This is a genomic window from Microbacterium album, from assembly GCF_014643695.1.
Taxonomy (GTDB): domain Bacteria; phylum Actinomycetota; class Actinomycetes; order Actinomycetales; family Microbacteriaceae; genus Microbacterium; species Microbacterium album.
In genome coordinates this window covers 412607-430452 of the sequence record NZ_BMJY01000002.1, presented here as the reverse complement: position 1 = coordinate 430452, position 17846 = coordinate 412607, and the positions used below count along the sequence as shown (strand labels likewise).

The following is a 17846-nucleotide window of genomic DNA, read 5'->3' as shown; positions in this document are numbered from 1 at the left end:
ACCGGAATATACGTCGGGACCCCCGGTTAGGGTGACGAGGTGAAGTACGACCTGTCCCTTCCCGAGGCCCGCCGTATCGCGCTCGCCGCGCAGGGCTTCGCGCGCCGCCGCCCCGCCTCCGCTCCGGGGGTCCGCCAGCTGAACGGGACGATCGCCCGGATGGGTGTGCTGCAGATCGACTCGGTCAACGTCTTCGCGCGCTCGCACTACGTGCCGCTGTTCTCGCGCCTCGGCGCCTACGACACGACCGATCTGGATCGGCTCGTGCTCCGGCACGGCCCGGACGGCCGCCCGCGGCGCACCGGCGGCTACGTCGAGTACCTGGCGCACGAGGCGACGTTCACTCCCGTCGAGGACTGGCCGCTGTGGCGCTTCCGCATGGAGGCGATGCGCGACCGCTACGCGGGCGAGGACAGCTGGTTCGCCGCGAACGCCGAGACGGTCGCGTGGGTGCGGTCGGAGCTCGCGGCGCGGGGGCCGCTCCGGCCCGCGGAGATCGAGTCGGACTCCCGTCGCGGTCGGCGGGGTCCGTGGTGGGACTGGGACGCCGTCAAGCGCGCGCTCGAGCTGATGTGGCGCTTCGGCGAGGTCGCGATCGCCGGACGCCGCGGCTTCGAGCGCCGGTACGCCCTGGCCGAGCACGTCGTGCCCGCGCACCTGCGGGAGCGCGATGTGTCGTACGCCGACGCCGTCCGCGAGCTCGTGCGCCGCGCGGCCCGCTCGTACGGCGTCGCGACGGCCTCCGACCTCGCCGACTACTACCGCCTCCGCGACCGGCGCGCGGTGCTCGAGGCCGTGCGTGAGCTCACCGACGCGGGCGAGCTGGTTCCCGTGGCCGTCGCGGGCTGGTCCCGCGCGGGGCGCTCGCTGCCGGCCTGGGCGCACCGGGACGCGACCACGCCGCGCCGGATCGAAGCGGCCACCGTCCTGACGCCGTTCGATCCTGTCGTGTGGTTCCGCGAGCGGGCCCAGAGGCTGTTCGACTTCGACTACCGCATCGAGATCTACACCCCGGCGGATCGCCGCCGCTACGGCTACTACTCGCTCCCCGTGCTCGTCGACGACCGGCTGGTCGGTCGCGTGGACCTCAAGGCCGATCGCCCCGCCTCCACCCTGCGCGTGCAGTCGGCCTGGTGGGAGCCGGGCGTCACCGCCGCCACCGCCGAGCGGGTCGCCGTCGCGCTGCGCGAGGCCGCCGACTGGCAAGGCCTCGAGCGCGTGTCCATCTCGGACTGGGGAGACGCGACCGACGACCTCGCCGGCGTCATGCCCGACGCCGCGCGGCACGAGCGCGGCCTTCCGCCCCCGGCCGCCTGACCTCCCGTCCTCGGCCCAGCCCCGACCACTCGTCCCGTCCTCGGCCCTGCGCGCCGTCGAGGACCCGCCTGCCGCGCGCGAGGACACGCGCAGGATCGAGGGCATCCCGCGCCGTAGCGCCCTCGGCGCTGCGCATCTCCTCAGAAGTACGCCACAGCTCCTCGAACGTGCGGGCGTGCGGCGGAGATCTGCGTCTCAGCGGCGGGCGAAGTCCGGGGCGTGCTCCGGCCGGACGCCGATGCCGACCAGCCGGGCGGGCAGCGCCGTCAGAGCGGGCATCCGCCGCAGCAGCATGACGATCGGACGTGGCGGTCGTGGGGTCCATCCCCGGCGGAAGGCGCCACCGATACCCCGGTGGACGAGGCGTTGCGCGGCCTGCGTCACGGCGGCGGGCCAGGCTCGGCGCCGCTGCACGGCCGCCAGGACGCGGTCGCTCATCCGCCCGTCCCGCAAGGGCCCTGCGAGGATCGCGGCGGCCGCCACGCCGTCCTGCACGGCGAGGTTGACGCCTACCCCGCCCACCGGTGACATGGCGTGCGCCGCGTCGCCGATGCAGAGCAGGCCGCGCGACCACCAGCGGCGTGCACGGTTCAGCCGGACGTCCAGGACGTGGACGTCCGAGAACTCGAGCCGCCCCACCGCTGCGGTCAGCTCCGGCACTGCCCGCGCGACGTCGGCTCGGAACGCCGCGACGCCCGCCGCGCGCAGCGCCGGGTACCGCCCCTTCGGGATGAGCATCGCCGCCTGCACGTAGTCGCCGCGCGGGATGAGGATGAACAGCCGGCCGGCCGACCCACGGGGCAGCAGACCGCGTCCGACGTCGACGGGAGATCCGTCCCGCCCCTGGGCGGGGATCCGGAACCACAGCACGTCGAACGGCACGCCGAACTCGCGCATGGGGATGCCCGCCAGGTCGCGGAGCACCGAGCCGCGCCCGTCTGCCGCGATGGTGACGGTAGCCTCGAGCTCCTCGCTCTCGCCCGTCTGGCGATCCACGAACCTGACCCCGGCGATCCTGCCCCCGCGGCGGATCACGTCCGTCACCTCGCTCCGCATCCGCAGGTGGAACCTCGGCTCCTGCCGGCCCGCCTCCGCGAGCAGGTCGAGGAAGTCCCACTGCGGTGCGATTGCGATGAACGGATAGGGATGTCGCAGGCGCGCGAAGTCGGCTACCGCGACATCGCCGCCTTCGGCTGCCGGGACACGGACGCTCTCGACTCGCGAGGACGGGATCTGGCGGAACCGGTCGGCGAGGCCGAGCTCGTCGAGCAGCAGCTGGGTCGACGGATGGATCGTGTCACCGCGGAAGTCCCGCAGGAAGTCGCTGTGCTTCTCAAGCACGGTCGTGTCGATCCCGGCGCGTGCGAGCAGGAGACCGGCGACCATCCCCGCCGGACCTCCACCGGCGATCACGCACCGCGGAACGCCCGTCACGCCGTCACCCTGCCCATCCGCCGCCGCATCGCCACCGATCCGACCCGACCAGCAGGTGCCCGATCAGAACTGGACGCGCGGGGGCTCGGCGATCGCCGCCCCGTCGACCACCTCGAAGAACTCGCGCTCGGTGAAGCCGAGGTTGCGTGCGAAGAGGTTGTTGGGGAACACCTTGATCTTGGTGTTCAGCTCGCGCACGCCGCCGTTGTAGAAGCGGCGCGATGCCTGGATCTTGTCCTCGGTGTCGACGAGCGAGTGCTGCAGCTGCAGGAAGTTCTGGCTGGCCTGGAGCTGAGGGTAGGACTCGGCCACGGCGAACAGGCTCTTCAGCGCCTGCTGGATGTGCCCCTCCGCGACCCCCGCCTCAGCCGGACCCTTGGCCGACAGCGTCTCGGCCCGTGCGCGGGTGACGTTCTCGAAGACGGCCTTCTCATGCGCCGCGTAGCCCTTGACCGCCTCGATCAGGTTCGGGATCAGGTCGGCGCGCCGTTTCAGCTGGACCGTGATGTCGCTCCAGGCCTCGTCGACGCGCACGTTGAGCTGCACGAGCGAGTTGTACGTGGCCCACAGGTACACGCCCGCGATGATCACGATCGCGAGCACGACGACAACGGGAATCAGCCATTCCATGAGGAACCCCCCTCGGTGTTGCCACCCATCCTATGCGGGTCGCCCAGGATCGTGTCACGCGCCCGTCACGACGGCGTGACGGTCACGCGAGGCTCCGCGCTCCCACGGCAGCAGCACCGGCTCGATCACCCGGAAGACGAGGTTGATCAGCAGGCCGAGCACGCCGGTCAGTACGAGGCCCGCGTACATCTGGTCCACGGCGAACTGCTGCCCGGCCCGGCGGATCATGGCTCCGATGCCCGTCTCGGCGCCGACGAACTCCGCGGCGATCAGCGTGATCAGGCACGTCGCCATGCCGAGCCGGAGCCCGCGGAGCAACGGACCGGCGATCGAGGGGAACAGCAGCCTCGTGGCGTACTTCCAGCCCGTGGCCCCGAAGTTGCGCCCGGCCTCGAGGATCTCGCTGTCGATGTTCCGGACGCTGCTGCGCGTGCTGATGATGATCTGGAAGAACGCCGTGGCGAACGCCGTCAGGATGTAGGCGATCTCTCCTCTGCCCACGATGATGATGAACAGGGGCAGCACCGCGATCTTGGGAAGCGGGTAGAGCGTGTCCGTGATCGGCCGGATCAGCAGCTCGAACGTGCGCCACACGCCCGAGGCGACGCCGATCGCCACGCCGAGCGCGGCCGCGATCGCGAAGGAGATGATCAGCCGCTGGATCGTGATGACGATGTCGCCGCCGAGACGCCCGGCCGTGAGCTGGTCGGCGATGGTCGCGATGACCTCGCTCAGCGGCACGAAGAAGCGCGGGTCGAGCACCCCGGTCCGCGTGGTGATCTCCCAGAGCACGACGACCGCGATCGGGATCGTCCAGGTCTGCAGCGCACGCCGCACCCCGGGGCTCATGAGGTACTCCTCGCGTCGGCACGCCACGGCACGATGCGATCGGCGATCGCGTCGAAGCCCACGGTGGTCAGCAACCCGAGCACGGCGATGCAGAGCAGGGCGACGTACATGTCGGTCACTCGGAGGATCTGCCAGTTCTCCCAGAGGAAGTTGCCCAGTCCCGCGGAGGCGCCGATCATCTCGATCGCGATCACGGCGATGAGACCGAAGCCCAGGGAGATCCGGATGCCGGTCACGATGGACGGCAGCGCACCGGGCAGGAGCAGGCGGAAGAACCTCCGCGCGCCACGGCAGTCGTAGTTGTCCGCGACCTCGATGAGCGTCCTGCTGATGCTGTGGACGCCGGCGACGGTGTACAGCACCATGACGATCAGCGGCGTCACGAGGGCCGTCAGCAGCACGGCGGCCTCCGTGCGCCCGAGGATGAAGGTGAGGAACGGGAAGAACAGCACACCCGGAATCGGATAGACGAACGCCAGCACGGTGCTGACCCCTCGTTCGGCCCACTCCGACGCCGTGATCGCGATGCCGAGGCCCACGCCGATCATCACGGCGAGCACCACCGTCACGACGAGGCGGAAGATCGTCATGAGGATGTCGCTTCCGAGGCCGCCGTCCAGCTCGACGATGATAGACGCTCCGGCGGCGATCCGGGTCGGGGGCGGGAAGAACGTCGGCGGGATCACTCCGTTCCGAGAGAGCACCTCCCACACCGCCAGGAGAACGACGGGACCCACGACGAGCGCCCACCGCTCACGCAGGAAGTGCAGCAGCCGGGTCACTGGTCCCCGCCGGTCATGGCCGCCTGGACCTCGTCGCGCAGGTGGTTCCAGATGTCCTGGGACAGCTTGGCGAACTCCGGTGTCCCGCGCAGCTCCGGGCTTCGGTCCAGCGGGAAGTCCAGCTCGATGATGTCCCGGATCCGGCCGGGGCGCGCGGACATCAGCACGACCCGGTCCGAGAGGAAGACTGCCTCGTCGATGGCATGCGTGATGTACAGCACGGTCGGCCGGGACTCCTGCCGCAGCTCCAGGATCTGCTCCTGGAGGAGCGTGCGCGTCTGCGCGTCGAGGGCCCCGAGGGGCTCGTCCATGAGCAGGATCTCGGCGTCCTGCGCGAGGGCGCGCGCGATGCCGACCCGTTGCTTCATACCTCCCGACAGCTGATGGGGGTAGAAGTCGCCGAAGCGGCCGAGGCCGAGCCGCGCGAGCTGCGCGTCGGCGATCTCCGCCGCCTCCCTCTTCGGCACATCCCGGTTGCGCGGCCCGAAGGCGACATTGTCGCGCACGGACAGCCAGGGAAAGAGCGCGTGCTCCTGGAAGACCATCGCCGTCTTGGGCCGGCCGGGCTTCGACTGCCTGATGTCGACGGTCCCGGATGTCGGCGCCTGCAGTCCCGTCACGAGTCTCAGGAGCGTCGACTTGCCGCATCCCGACGGCCCGACGATGGCGACGAACTCCGACTCGCCGATCTCGAGGGACACGTCCTGCAGGGCCGTCACCTCCTCCGCACCGGGGAACCGCTTGGTGACGCCGGTCAGTCGCACTTTGGCGTCGGCCGTCGGGTCGGTCATGGGCGTGCCGCCTTCCGGTCAGTTCTCGAGCGCCGCGTCACGCCACGTGAAGTCCCAGATCTCTTCCTCCGGGATGATCTCGTCGTAGTTCAGCGACCCGCGCTCCATGTAGAACTCCTGCAGTTCCAGCACCATGTCCAGGTCCACACTCAGGTCGGCGTTGATGTGGTGCTGCCGCGAGGCCGCGACGACCGCCGGATCCGCGCCGGTGTACTGCTCGACGAGATCGAGCATCTCCGGCGTGTCCCAGCCGCCCGTCGCCAGTTCCTCGGCGGCCATCGCGTAGGCGCGGATGAAGTCCGTCGCCTGTTCCGGGTTGGCCTCCGCCCAATCGGTGTTGAACAGGATGCCCGTGAACGGGATCGGTGCCGTGTCCGGTGTCTCCCACGGGCGGAAGCCGGCGCCGTTGCCCTCGGCCTGCGTCGGGAACGGCTCGGAGAGCACGCCTCCGACGATCCCGCCGTTCGCGAGCGCCGGAACCTGGTCCGGGAACGGGATGTACTCGAGGTTGATGTCGTCGATCGACAGTCCGACGCGCTCCAGCGCGAAGCCGAGCACGGCCTCCGTCACGACGCCCGGACCGTTCACCGCGAAGGTCTCACCCGCGTAATCGGACATGTCCTCGGCGACGCTGGCCGCCTCTTCGAACGAGCCGGCGACCTGTGACGACAGGATGAAGTAGTCCTCGATGTAGCCGGCGTGCATCGGCGCGACGTAGCGCACGGGCAGGCCCTCGGCGAACGCGTTGTACGCGGCCGATCCGATCCCCGCGAAGCCTGTCTCGTACTGCCCCGTCGCGACACCCGTGATCGAGTCGTTGCCGCTGGAGACCTCGACCATCTCGACCTCGATGCCGACCTCCTCCGCGTACTTCTCGGCCATGAGGAACAGCGGCAGGGAGGAGCCGGTCGCGAGATAGGCGATGCGGATGGGGCCGCCCGCTCCCCCGCCGTCGTCGTCGCCGCCTCCACCTCCGCCGGGACTGGTGCCGAGGCCGTCACCCGCCGCGCAACCGGCGAGGACGAGCAGGGCGGTCGCGCCGGACGCCACCAGGGCGAGCCGGCGTGACCGTCGGGCAGGGGCGGACCACGGTGCTGTGCTGTTCATGCGGAAACTCCCTTGTTTCTGCGGTGCGAGGGGCGGAGCCCCGGTTACTTGTGGTCTGGGCTGTGGCCGGAGATCATCATCCAGGACGGCCTTCCCGTGATCTTCGCGTCGACCACGAGCGGTCTCTCGCGCGGCGACTCGAGCCAGGCGCGCACGGGGTCGAGGTCGTCCATGGAGCGCACCGTCACTCCGTCGCACCCGTATCCGCGCGCGACGCGGGCGATGTCGGTGTCGGGGAAGCGCACGATGCGCTGCTCTTCCTCCGTGGAATCGGGGAACAGGTGGATCTCCGCCCCGTACGCTGCGTCGTTGTAGACGACGATCAGCATTCCGAGGCCCAGTCGCGCGGCCGTCTCCAGCTCCGCCGCTGCCATGAGCAGCGAGCCGTCGCCGATGCCGAGCACGGTGATCCGGTCGGGGCGGGCGACGGCGGCTCCGATCGCGCTCGCGAGCCCCATGCCGATGGCCTGGAACGACAGCGGCAGGACGAAGCCGTCGTCGTCCGGCACCCTCAGGTGCGCGCCGGGATAGCAGTTCACGTTGCCGCCGTCGACGACGACCGTGCGCTCGATGGGCGCGAGCGCGTCGAGCGCGTTCGTCAGCTCGGCGGGATCGACATACCCGGGCTCGTCGACCTGCTCGACGGGCTGATCCTTCCAGTAACGCGAGGTCGCGACCCGGTCCGCGATCTCGGGCGTGCGATATCCCGTCCGCGCGGGGCCGGAGGCGAGCAGGCCCTCGCGTGCGGCCCGCGCGACGGCGCCCGCGTCGCCGACGATCCCGAGGTCGACGAGGCGGTGCTTCCCGATCGCCTCGGCGCGGTCGTCGACCTGCACGAGCCGCGTGCCGTCGGTCAGCGCCCCGTTCCGGGTCGTCCACGTGTTCAGGGCCGCGCCGAACGCGACGATCAGGTCGCTCTCGCGGAGGAGGCCGACGGCGCCCTCGGTCGCGAAGCCTCCCATGATGTCGAGCGCCCATTCGTCGCCCTCGAACACACCGCGGCCGCCTCCCGAGGCGATCAGCAGGGCGCCGGCCGCCTCGGCGAGCGCGCGGATGTCGTGCTTGGACGTCCGAGCGCCGCGCCCGCCGACGATGACCGGCCGCTCTGCCTCGTCGAGCAGACGCACGAGCGCGTCGACGTCCTGCGGGGACACGGTGACGTCCGGCCGGCTCAGCTCGGTCGCGGGGCGCGCCGCCGGGTAGGAGACCATCTCCTCCTGGATGTCGAGCGGCATCGACAGCACGACCGTCTTCCGCTCGACCTGGGCGACGCGGTACGCGCGAGCCGCGTCCGCCACCGCGGAGGCGGCGGTGTGGAGGCGCATCGGGGTGGCGCCGACCGCGGCGACGGCGGCGTCCTGATCGATGTAGAAGTTCGACGTGACGTCGCCCTGGGCGGTGTCCGCGGCCAGCACGAGCACGGGCGTGTGGCACTTGGCAGCCTCGGCGATCCCCGTCAGCGCGTTCGTGAGACCGCAGCCCTGGTGCAGCGAGACGGCCGCGACCTTGCCCGTGACGCGCGCGTACGCGTCCGCCATGGTCGCCGCGCCCATTTCATGCCGGGAGGCGACGAACTCCGCCCCGCCGCGCAGCAGCGCGTTCGTCACGCGGAAGTTACCGCTGCCCACGACGCCGAACACCTGCGCCAGCCCCAGCTCGCTCAACACCCGTCCCACGGCGTCGGCGACCTTCATCGTCTCCGTCATCACCCGTACCCTTCCCGGTCCTCGTCGACCGCGCGGTCTCACGCTATGGTGGGCGAGAAAGTTCGTCCAATAGATAGCCATCATCATCGCTATTCATCTGGTGCATATCAACCCGTGAACCTGCACGTCGACCTCAACCTCCTGCGCACCTTCGTGGTGGTCTATCGGACCCGCAACATCACGCGTGCGGCCGAGACGCTGCGCCTGTCGCAGCCGGCCGTGAGTCACGCCCTGAAACGGCTGCGCGACCACTTCGACGACCCGCTGTTCGTGCGCTCGCGTGCGGGCGTCACGCCCACGCGCCTGGCCACGAGCATCTACGCCGAGATCAACGGCCCCCTGTCGCAGATCGCGGCGAGCACCGAGGACCGCACCCAGTTCGACCCGGCCACATCGACCCGGCGCTTCCGCATCGCGCTCACCGATCTCGGCGAGGCCGGGCTCCTGCCTCGCATCCTGCAGGCCACCGGCAGCGCGGGATCCGGGATCCAGATCGAGACCGTCCCGCTCGACATCGAGACCGTCGTGCAGGACCTGCTCTCGCACGACGTCGACGCGGCGATCGGCAGCTCGCCTGTGCGCGGTCCCGTCGCTCAGGAGGTGCTCTTCTACGACCGGTACGGCTGCCTCGTGCCCGAGGACCTCGAGGCGCGCGACGGCACCGTCAGCGTCGAGGACCTGCGCCGCCTCCCGGAGGTGCGGGTGGGACCGTCGGCGGGGCACCGGACGATCACGGAGGCGGTCACAACCCTGGGAGCCGGGATCCTGTCGGACGTGCCGCACGTCGAGGTCAACCGCTTCACCTCGCTGCCCCGCATCGTCGCCCAGTGCGGGTTCTTCGCGATCGTGCCGGTCGACGCCTTCTCGCGTCTCATCACCGGCCTGGAGGGCACCAGGTTGCTCGAGCTGCCCTTCCCGTCGCCGCGCACGGGAGTGCACCTCATCTCGCATCGCGACGCCGAGCTGTCGTCGGCGCACGCGTGGTTCCTGGAGGCCGTGCGGACAGCGCTCGCCGACCGGTAGCGGGACGTCGGCACGGCGTCGGCCACGGCCGCGCGCTCGGCACCACGCGCTCCCGATCCGTACCCCCGCTGGGACTCGAACCCAGACTGGAGCGAGTTTAAGTCGCCTGCCTCTGCCATTGGGCTACGGGGGCCTGTGGCTCCACCGTACCGCCGTGGCGCGACGAAGCCCGCCACGGGCGTGGCGGGCTTCGTCGTCGATTCGCTACTCTGCGGCGTTCTTGGCGGCCGGCGTGCGCGCGGGCTTCTTCGCGGCGGGCTTCTTGGCCGCTGCCTCGGCCGTGTCCGCGGCGGGCGACTCGCTCGCGGCGGGCACCGCCTCGGGCGCGGCGCTGGCGGCGTCGGCGGCCGGCCCCTCGGCACCGGGGCCCTCGGCACCCGGCGAGGGCGTCGGCATCGGGCGCTCGGCGGCGTCCGCCTTCTGCGCCTCCGGCGTGGCGGCGGCGGGCGGCGCCGGGTCCACAGGAGCCTCCGCGGCCGGCTTCGGACGCGACGCGAACGCCTCGAAGAACGCTCGCGGGGTGCGCGCCGTCTGAAGCTGCACGGTGTCGCGGCCCAGGAAGAAGTTGTGCCACCAGCCCCAGAGCACGCGCCACTTCCGCTCCCACGTCGGCATGGCGAGCCCGTGGTAGCCGCGGTGCGCGGCCCAGGCGAGGAAGCCCTTCAGGGCGAACTTGCCCGACTGGAACACACCGGTGTAGAGGCCGAGGCCGGCGACGGCGCCGAGGTTCTTGTGCTCGTACTCGACGGGCGCGTCGCCGCGCAGCACGGCCACGATGTTCTTCGCGAGCAGCTTCGCCTGGCGGACGGCGTGCTGCGCGTTGGGCACGCACGTGCCATCCGGAAGGCCGCCCGTCTTGTCGGGCACGGCCGCGATGTCGCCCGCGGCCCACGCGCCCTCGACGACCGTCTCGCCGTCCACGACGCGCAGGTCCGCCTGCGTGGTGATGCGTCCGCGGGGCTCGGTCGGCAGGTCGCTGCCGCGCACGACCGCGGGATTGGCCATGACGCCGGCGGTCCAGATGATGAGGTCGCTCGGGTAGCTCGCGCCGGTCGAGGTCTCCACGACGCCGTCGACCGCGCTCGTCACCTGCGTGTCGAGGTGCACGTTGGCGCCGCGCTTGGCGAGGTCCTTCAGCACCCACTCGCTCGTGGGCAGCGAGACCTCGGGCATGATCCGACCCATCGCCTCGATGAGGTGGAACTGCGTCTCCTCGAACGAGATCTCCGGGAACGTCCCCACGAGCGACGAGGCCAGCGAGCGCAGCTCGCCGAGGGTCTCGATGCCCGCGAAGCCGCCGCCGACGATCACGACCGTCAGCAGGCGCTGGCGCAGCGGGTGGCCGGCCGGCAGCGCCGCCGCCTTCTCGAAGTTGGCGATCAGCGTGTCGCGGACGGCGATCGCCTCCTCGACCGACTTGAGGCCGATGGCGTTCTCCGCGATGCCGGGGATCGGGAACGTGCGGGAGACGGACCCGGCCGTCACGACGACGTGGTCGTACGCGTACTCGTACGGCTCGCCGCCCTCGGGCGAGATCGTCGCCGTCTTGTTGGCGTGGTCGATCCTCGTGACCTTGGCCGTGACGAGCTTCGTCCGCTTCAGGTGGCGACGGTGCGAGACCACGGTGTGGCGCGGCTCGATCGACCCCGCCGCGACCTCCGGGAGGAAGGGCAGGTACGTCATGTACGGCAGCGGGTCGACGAGCACGACCTCCGCCTCTCCGCGACGCAGATGCTTCTCGAGCTTCCATGCGGTGTAGAAACCCGCGTAGCCACCGCCGACGATGAGGATCTTGGGCACGAGAGAAGTACTCCTTGAGTCAGAGATTGCCCGGCGAACGCCGCACACGGGCCGAGCGGACGCGTCGCGCGGTCGCGATGCCGCCCAGCACCACGAGGATACCAGCGCCGCTGAGGGCGACGAGCGGCAACGTCCCGTACCGCAGGCTGTCCGCGGTGGGCAGGCCCGGCGCGGCGGCCGCGGCGGGCGGCTCGGCCGGCGGCAGGGGCGGGATCTCGACGGGCGTGACGGTCGGCGTGGGCTGCGGGCCGACCTCCTTGCGGCGGTTCAGCTCGATCCATCGCGGCAGGCTTCCCATGGGGTTCTGCGTCACCCGCGGCACGTTCGTCTCGACGGCCGCCGCCGCGTCCACGAGCCCGTAGCCGTAGAAGGGGTCGGGCACTCGCGTGACGCCCGGGGGCGTCCGCGCGGTCTGGATGATCCGGTTGATCACGTTAACCGCATTGAGTTCGGGGTGGGCCGACCGCACGAGCGCGGCGACTCCTGCAACGATGGGGGCGGCGCCGCTCGTGCCCTTCCAGCCCTCGACCTTGCCGTCCAGCGTCACGCCCAGCAGCCGCTCGCTCGGGGCCGAGATGCCGATCGTGATCCCCTGCGTCGACGCCTCGATGCTGGCACGTCCCTCGGGGTCCACGCCGGCGACCGTCAGGACGCCCGGAATGGTCGCGGGCGCCCCGACCACGTCGGTGCCGCTGCCCCGGTTGCCCGCCGCGACCACGACGACCACGTCGTGCTCGTACGCGTAGAGGAAGGCCTCGTCCCAGCTCTCATCCCACCCGGTGCGGTTCGTCGTGAAGGACAGGTTGATGATGTCCGCGCCGTTGTCGACGGCCCAGACCATGGCCTTGGCCACCTGCTCGCTGAAAGGCACCGTCGCGGACGCTCCGAAGCCGAGGGAGATCGAGAGCAGGTTCGCCTCGGGCGCGACCCCGATCATCCCGGCGTCCTCCCCGGTGCCGCGCGCCGCCGCGAGCGAGGCCACCTGGCTGCCGTGGTTCCGGTTGATGACGTCGACGGGCGTGCGCCCGTCGGGCGTGCCGACACCGGAGACGTCCGTTCCTCCGATGACCGCGCCCTCGAACTCGGGTGGTCCGTCCGCGATGCCGGAGTCGATGACCGCGATCGTGACGCCCGCCCCCCGCGTGGTCTCCCACGCCTGGGTGATCCCGTAGTCCTCGAGCCAGTACTGCTGCGAGCGGATCGGGTCCTCGTCCTCGGCCGTGGTCGGGTCCGGGCTCGGGGTCGCCCCCGTCAGCAGGGCTCCCGTCAGAGCGATGCCGACGACGAGCAGCAGACGCCGCCTCATGCCGCCCTCCCCGGATCGGCGCACGCGCAGCGGTCGGGCGACCACGCGGAGCGCTCGAGGGCCGCGTCGCCCACCGGGTTCACGCCCGGTCCTGCGGCGAGCGCGTGACCGGCGAGCGCGTGCAGGCACTTCACCCGCATCGGCATGCCGCCGGCGGAGATCCCGGCGATCTCCGGCACCTCGCCGAACCGCGACCGGTCCTCCAGGTACGCCTCGTGGGCGCGACGGTACTGCGCGCCGAACTCGGGATCCTCGGTCAGCCGTGCCGCAAGCTCCGGCATCGCCTGGCCCGCCTCGAGCCGCGACATCTCGGCGGCCGCCTCGGGATGGGTGAGGTAGTAGAAGGTGGGGAACGGCGTGCCGTCGGGGAGCCGTGGCGACGTCGCCACCACGGTCGGGTTGCCGCACACGCAGCGGGCCGCGACACCGACGACCCCGCGCGCGGGGCGGCCGAGCTGCGCCGACACGACCTCGAGGTCGATCGGTCGCACGGGCTCGAATGGCGGTGTCGTCACCATCCCAGGCTAACGGCGCTCGCCTGACAGCCGGCTCGTCGCCGCCCCCGATTCGGGTCTTCCGGAGACCGGCGGATCAGGGAGCGGGCGCCTCGTCGGCGGGAGGCTCGTCCGCGGGAGGCTCGGACGGTGCCTCCACCGCGACCTGCGCGAGCCCCGCCTGGATGACGGAGGACAGCAGGTGCGTCGTCCATTCGGAGCGAGACTCCTCGACCTCCGCGCTGATCGGCTCCGGCTCGCGCGCGAGATCGGTCGCCTCGAGGTCGTTGACCACGAGGAAGGACACCTCACCGGGCATGTTGTAGTAGAGGCGCTCGCGTGCCTGCGTCGTGATGTAGGCGGGATCGCGCCAGCGGTCGCGCTCGCGCTTGAGAGCCGCGATCTCGTCCTCCGTGACCTGGATCGCGTCCTCCAGCGCGGCGATCTTCTGGCGCTGCTCGACATACGTCGAAACGGTGGGCGCGAGCACGAACACGCCGAGCACGACGAGCCCGAGCATGATGACGGCGAAGCCCGAGAAGCGGATGCTGCTGAGCCACTCCCGCGCCTCCGCCGCCGTCACTCGCGCCGAGCCGCGTTCGGACGGAAGGCGGCGGGGGCGGGACGGCGAAGAGGGAGCCGCGGGTCTCTTCACCACGACTCCCCCTTCCCTCGTCTGGCCTCTCGCGCCCGGCTTCTTCTCCGCCTGGCGACGCCGCCCTTCCTCAGGCGGTGTAGCGCGGGAAGGCGCCGCGACCGGCGAACGTCGCGCCGGCCCCCAGCTCCTCCTCGATCCGCAGAAGCTGATTGTATTTCGCGACGCGGTCGCTGCGAGCAGGCGCACCGGTCTTGATCTGACCGCAGTTGACCGCGACCGCCAGGTCGGCGATCGTCGTGTCCTCGGTCTCGCCCGAACGGTGCGACATCATCGCCGTGTAGCCCGAGGAGTGGGCCAGCGCGACGGCGTCGAGCGTCTCGGTGAGCGTGCCGATCTGGTTGACCTTGACGAGCAGCGAGTTACCCACGCCGCGCGCGATGCCGTCGGCGAGGCGCTGCGGGTTCGTGACGAACAGGTCGTCGCCCACGAGCTGCACGCGCGAGCCGATCCGGTCCGTGAGAGCCTTCCAGCCGTCCCAGTCGTCCTCGGCCAGCGGGTCCTCGATCGTGACGAGCGGGTACGCGTCGAGCAGTTCGACGTAGTAGTCGGTGAGCTGCTCGCTCGTGAGCTTCTTGCCCTCGAACGCGTAGGCGCCGTCCGAGAAGAACTCGGTCGAGGCCACGTCGAGGCCGAGCGCGATGTCGGTGCCCGGCGTGAAGCCGGCCTTCTCGATCGCCTTGAGCAGGAAGTCCAGCGCCTCGCGGTTGCTGGGCAGGTCGGGCGCGAAGCCGCCCTCGTCGCCGAGTCCGGTGGCGAAGCCGCCCGCCTTCAGCTCGCTCTTGAGCACGTGGTAGGTCTCCACGCCCCAGCGCAGCGCCTCGGCGTAGGTGTCTGCGCCGTGGGGCACGAGGAAGAACTCCTGGATGTCCACGCCGGTGTCGGCGTGCGCGCCGCCGTTGATGACGTTCAGCAGCGGCACGGGCATGACGTGCGCGTTCGGTCCGCCGACGTAGCGGAACAGCGGCAGGTCGGCGCTGTCGGCGGCGGCCTTGGCGACCGCGAGGCTCACGCCGAGGATGGCGTTGGCGCCGGTGCGCTGCTTGTTCGGGGTTCCGTCCGCCTCGATGAGGGCGGCATCGACGACGCGCTGCTCGCTGGCCTCGAGACCCTCGATCGCCGGGCCGAGCTCGTCGATGACGGCTTCGACGGCCTTCAGCACGCCCTTGCCCGCGTAGCGGCCCTTGTCGCCGTCGCGCAGCTCGTACGCCTCGAAGGCGCCGGTCGACGCGCCCGACGGCACCGCGGCGCGCTGCACGATCCCGTCGTCCAGCAGCACCTCCACCTCGACGGTCGGGTTACCGCGCGAATCCAGGATCTCGCGCGCGCCTACAGCTTCGATCAGTGCCACGGAATGACTCCCTCTGAGTGGACGGTGAGGGGCCCGACAGCCCCGCGGTCAGTCTACGACCCGGGCTCCCCCGTCACCGCCCCGGTCCCGCGCCCGCCCCGCTGCCGTCGCGTCGGAGATCTGCACGAATTCGGACGCTTCCGCGCCATCCCTCCGCGATCGTGCAGATCTCCGCTCCTGGCGCAGGCCGGCAGGCCGCGGGGATCAGTGGCGCCGGCGCTCGCCGCGCAACAGGCTCCGCAGGCCCTCGGCCGCCCGCCCTGCCGGGTCACCCAGGGGGTTGTCCCGGATCATGTACGTCCACGTCGCCGAGGGGCGGCGCAGTCCCAGGCTCCTGAGGGGATCGTCGAGGCCGTGCGTCTCCAGGTCGCGCAGGGAGGCGGCGACGTCCTGCGCGACCACGTCGAAGAACCCCTCGAATTCGCGCAGGGCCAGCCGGTGGAACTCGTCGGCCGGGTTCTGCCCGGCGAGGGCGCGCAGGTGGATCCCGTCGCGCAACTCGGAGAGCACCGCCACGTGGTCACTCCACCGCCGGTCGAGATGATGGAGCGCGATGAGCGTGACGGCTCGGTCGACCGTCTCCGTGGCAGCGACCGACGCCAGGGCTCCGACCGGGCCGGCGATCGCCGCATCCAGCCACCCGCGGGAGCCGCGAAGGACGTCCTCGCGGACGGCAAGGACCTTCGTCCGCTGCGCCGTGAGCGCACGGCTGTACTGCCACGTGCTGCGGTGCCGTCCGAGGCGAACGGCCTCTGAGATGCCCTGCGCCTCGTGCACGATCGTGCGCCGCACGCTGTCCGGCACAGCCGCAGGGCGTGCGATCCGCCGGCGCCATCTCGCGGTGAGGTTCGCGACGACGACTTCGTCCTCGAGGCTCGCGAACGCGAGCGACACGCCGGGATCGCCCTGGCGTCCCGCACGGCCGCGGAGCTGCAGGTCCAGCCGACGCGAGGGATACACGGATGTCGCGATCACGGCGAGCCCTCCCGCCGCCACGACCCGGTCGCGGTCGCGCTCGTCGGCACCGCCGAGGCGGATGTCCGTGCCGCGCCCTGACATCTGGGTCGAGACCGTGATGGCCCCACGCTCCCCCGCCCGCGCGACCACCTCGGCCTCCTCGGCGTCGTTGCGAGCGTTGAGCACGCGCGCGCCGACGCGAGCGGGCAGACGGGCAGCCAGTTCCTCGGACTCCGCCACGGTCTGCGTTCCGACGAGCACCGGCTGGCCCGCCTCGTGGCGCCGCAGGATCTCCTCGACGATCGCCGCGTCCTTCTCCTGGCGCGAGGCGAGCACCCGCGTCGGCTCGTCTGTCCGCCGGTTCGGGCGGTGCCGCTCGACACGCCCGGACGGGAGCCCGTAGAACTCCATCAGCTCGTCGGCGACGGGCAGCACGGTGCCGCTCATGCCGCTCAGGGTGCGGTACGTCAGCAGCAGGTCCTGCACGGTGAGGGTGTCCAGCACGATCCCCGGCGGGGTGATCGGCACTGCCTCCTTGGCCTCGATCGCCGCGTGCAGACCGTCCGGCCACCGCTGCTGCTGAGCCACGCGGCCCCGCGCGCTATTGACCAAGTGGATCCCGTCGTCGACCACGAGGTAGTCGACGTCGCGGCGCATCAGGACGCGCGCGTGCAGCGCGAGGTTGATGCGGGTCAGCAGCCCGGCGTGCTCGGACGCGAAGAGGTTCACCCCCAGCGTCCCCTCGAGGAGGTCCAGGCCCGCGTCGGTGAGCGCGACCGTGGCACGGTCCTCGTCGACGGCATAGTGCGCGTCCGGTTCGAGGGAGCGCACGAGTTCCGTCGCCGTCGACAGGTCCTCCGCGCCCTCGTCCGACGCGCCCGCGAGCACGAGCGGCGTCATCGCCTCGTCGATCATGACCGCGTCGGCCTCGTCCACGATCGCGACATCGAAGCGCGGCTCGACGCGCTCGTCCGCCCCGGTCGCCTGCCGGTCACGCAGCACGTCGTACCCGACCTCGGTGACGGGCGCGTACACGACGGGCGCACGATACGCGTCCCTGCGCTCGTGCGCTGTGGACGCCTGGCCGATCCACGCGACGTCGATGCCGAGCGCCCCGAGGAGCGGCCCCATCCACTGCGCGTCCCGTCCGGCGAGGTAGTCGTTGACCGACAGCACGTGGACGCTGCGTCCCGCCAGCGCGTGCAGCGCCGCGGCCATGGCGCCGGCGAGCGTCTTCCCCTCGCCGGTGTCGAGCTCCACCGCGAAGCCGCGAGAGAGGGCGATGGCTGCCAGGAGCTGTCCCTCGTACGGCGTCCAGCCGAGCGTGCGGCGCGTCGCCTCCTCGATCAGCGCGAGCAGCGACGGCGCAGGACCGACCCTCCCCCTCCGCCGCCAATCCCGACCGGCGTCGCGCAGCTCGTCGTCCGAGAGCCGCGCGACACGCGCCCGGTGCTCGGCGATGCCGGCGACGTCCTCGCGCAGCCGCGCGAAGGACGAGTGCCCGGGGATCCCCACGGCCCCCGCCGCCCATCCCGGGAGGAACCGGCGCAGATCGAGCCGCGGCGCGTCGATACGGCGCATCGGCGGCTGCCTGCTCGTCATGCCGTCCATCCTCCCGCGGGGGATCCCCGCCGGGCCTCCCTC

The 17846-nt window shown here is 71.5% G+C and carries 15 protein-coding genes and 1 tRNA gene; 2 read left to right on the top strand and 14 right to left on the bottom strand.

What is annotated here, in order from left to right:
- Window positions 1-39: 39 nt before the first annotated feature.
- Entirely contained in the window at window positions 40-1317 is a 1278-nt protein-coding gene (locus tag IEX37_RS04505; RefSeq protein WP_188755037.1) for a winged helix-turn-helix domain-containing protein, read from the top strand.
- Window positions 1318-1512: 195 nt separating this feature from the next.
- On the opposite strand, the gene IEX37_RS04500 is transcribed toward IEX37_RS04505, so the two are convergent.
- From IEX37_RS04500 to IEX37_RS04470, 7 genes are all read right to left on the bottom strand, one after another.
- Window positions 1513-2751: an FAD-dependent oxidoreductase gene (locus IEX37_RS04500; RefSeq protein WP_229663060.1), complete on the bottom strand. Its 1239-nt coding sequence runs from the start codon at window positions 2749-2751 to the stop codon at window positions 1513-1515.
- A gap of 63 nt (window positions 2752-2814) precedes the next feature.
- Window positions 2815-3381 carry a LemA family protein gene (locus IEX37_RS04495; RefSeq protein WP_188755036.1) on the bottom strand — a complete coding sequence of 189 codons (567 nt, stop codon included), beginning with the start codon at window positions 3379-3381 and terminating at the stop codon, window positions 2815-2817.
- Window positions 3382-3435: 54 nt separating this feature from the next.
- Window positions 3436-4230 carry an ABC transporter permease gene (locus tag IEX37_RS04490; protein ID WP_188755035.1) on the bottom strand — a complete coding sequence of 265 codons (795 nt, stop codon included), beginning with the start codon at window positions 4228-4230 and terminating at the stop codon, window positions 3436-3438.
- Window positions 4227-5012, bottom strand: coding sequence for an ABC transporter permease (locus IEX37_RS04485; protein ID WP_188755034.1), 786 nt, complete (start codon window positions 5010-5012; stop codon window positions 4227-4229). Before IEX37_RS04485 ends, IEX37_RS04490 begins: the two co-directional genes overlap by 4 nt.
- The gene (locus tag IEX37_RS04480; protein WP_188755033.1) at window positions 5009-5803 is read right to left on the bottom strand and encodes an ABC transporter ATP-binding protein; all 795 of its coding nucleotides are present in this window, start codon (window positions 5801-5803) and stop codon (window positions 5009-5011) included. Before IEX37_RS04480 ends, IEX37_RS04485 begins: the two co-directional genes overlap by 4 nt.
- Window positions 5804-5821: 18 nt before the next feature.
- Window positions 5822-6910, bottom strand: coding sequence for an ABC transporter substrate-binding protein (locus IEX37_RS04475; protein ID WP_188755032.1), 1089 nt, complete (start codon window positions 6908-6910; stop codon window positions 5822-5824).
- 44 nt (window positions 6911-6954) lie between these two features.
- Entirely contained in the window at window positions 6955-8616 is a 1662-nt protein-coding gene (locus IEX37_RS04470; RefSeq protein ID WP_229663059.1) for a thiamine pyrophosphate-binding protein, read from the bottom strand.
- 114 nt (window positions 8617-8730) lie between these two features.
- On the opposite strand from IEX37_RS04470, the gene IEX37_RS04465 reads away from it, so the two are divergent.
- Window positions 8731-9639 (top strand): LysR family transcriptional regulator, encoded by a 909-nt coding sequence (locus IEX37_RS04465; protein ID WP_188755031.1) that lies wholly within the window; start codon window positions 8731-8733, stop codon window positions 9637-9639.
- A 60-nt stretch (window positions 9640-9699) separates the two neighbouring features.
- Here IEX37_RS04465 and IEX37_RS04460 read toward each other — a convergent pair.
- The 7 genes from IEX37_RS04460 to secA2 all read right to left on the bottom strand — a co-directional run bounded on the left by IEX37_RS04460 (window position 9700) and on the right by secA2 (window position 17804).
- Window positions 9700-9772: transfer RNA gene (locus tag IEX37_RS04460), tRNA-Leu, on the bottom strand.
- A 71-nt stretch (window positions 9773-9843) separates the two neighbouring features.
- Window positions 9844-11439 carry an NAD(P)/FAD-dependent oxidoreductase gene (locus tag IEX37_RS04455; protein ID WP_188755030.1) on the bottom strand — a complete coding sequence of 532 codons (1596 nt, stop codon included), beginning with the start codon at window positions 11437-11439 and terminating at the stop codon, window positions 9844-9846.
- 19 nt (window positions 11440-11458) lie between these two features.
- A complete protein-coding gene (locus IEX37_RS04450; RefSeq protein WP_188755029.1) occupies window positions 11459-12745 on the bottom strand; it encodes a S8 family serine peptidase in 1287 nt (428 codons plus the stop codon).
- Entirely contained in the window at window positions 12742-13260 is a 519-nt protein-coding gene (locus tag IEX37_RS04445) for a DUF501 domain-containing protein (protein ID WP_188755028.1), read from the bottom strand. Before IEX37_RS04445 ends, IEX37_RS04450 begins: the two co-directional genes overlap by 4 nt.
- Before the next feature lie 76 nt (window positions 13261-13336).
- Window positions 13337-13822, bottom strand: coding sequence for an FtsB family cell division protein (locus IEX37_RS04440; protein ID WP_229663058.1), 486 nt, complete (start codon window positions 13820-13822; stop codon window positions 13337-13339).
- A 142-nt stretch (window positions 13823-13964) separates the two neighbouring features.
- The gene (gene eno, locus IEX37_RS04435; RefSeq protein WP_188755027.1) at window positions 13965-15245 is read right to left on the bottom strand and encodes a phosphopyruvate hydratase; all 1281 of its coding nucleotides are present in this window, start codon (window positions 15243-15245) and stop codon (window positions 13965-13967) included.
- A 204-nt stretch (window positions 15246-15449) separates the two neighbouring features.
- Window positions 15450-17804 carry an accessory Sec system translocase SecA2 gene (gene secA2, locus IEX37_RS04430; RefSeq protein ID WP_188755026.1) on the bottom strand — a complete coding sequence of 785 codons (2355 nt, stop codon included), beginning with the start codon at window positions 17802-17804 and terminating at the stop codon, window positions 15450-15452.
- Between the last annotated feature and the right edge of the window lie 42 nt (window positions 17805-17846).

Coding starts and splice junctions, on each gene's coding strand:
- IEX37_RS04470 (WP_229663059.1), bottom strand. CDS start 8,616: ATGACGGAGACGATGAAGGTCGCCGACGCCGTGGGACGGGTGTTGAGC.
- secA2 (WP_188755026.1), bottom strand. CDS start 17,804: ATGACGAGCAGGCAGCCGCCGATGCGCCGTATCGACGCGCCGCGGCTC.
- IEX37_RS04450 (WP_188755029.1), bottom strand. CDS start 12,745: ATGAGGCGGCGTCTGCTGCTCGTCGTCGGCATCGCTCTGACGGGAGCC.
- IEX37_RS04495 (WP_188755036.1), bottom strand. CDS start 3,381: ATGGAATGGCTGATTCCCGTTGTCGTCGTGCTCGCGATCGTGATCATC.
- IEX37_RS04480 (WP_188755033.1), bottom strand. CDS start 5,803: ATGACCGACCCGACGGCCGACGCCAAAGTGCGACTGACCGGCGTCACC.
- IEX37_RS04475 (WP_188755032.1), bottom strand. CDS start 6,910: ATGAACAGCACAGCACCGTGGTCCGCCCCTGCCCGACGGTCACGCCGG.
- IEX37_RS04490 (WP_188755035.1), bottom strand. CDS start 4,230: ATGAGCCCCGGGGTGCGGCGTGCGCTGCAGACCTGGACGATCCCGATC.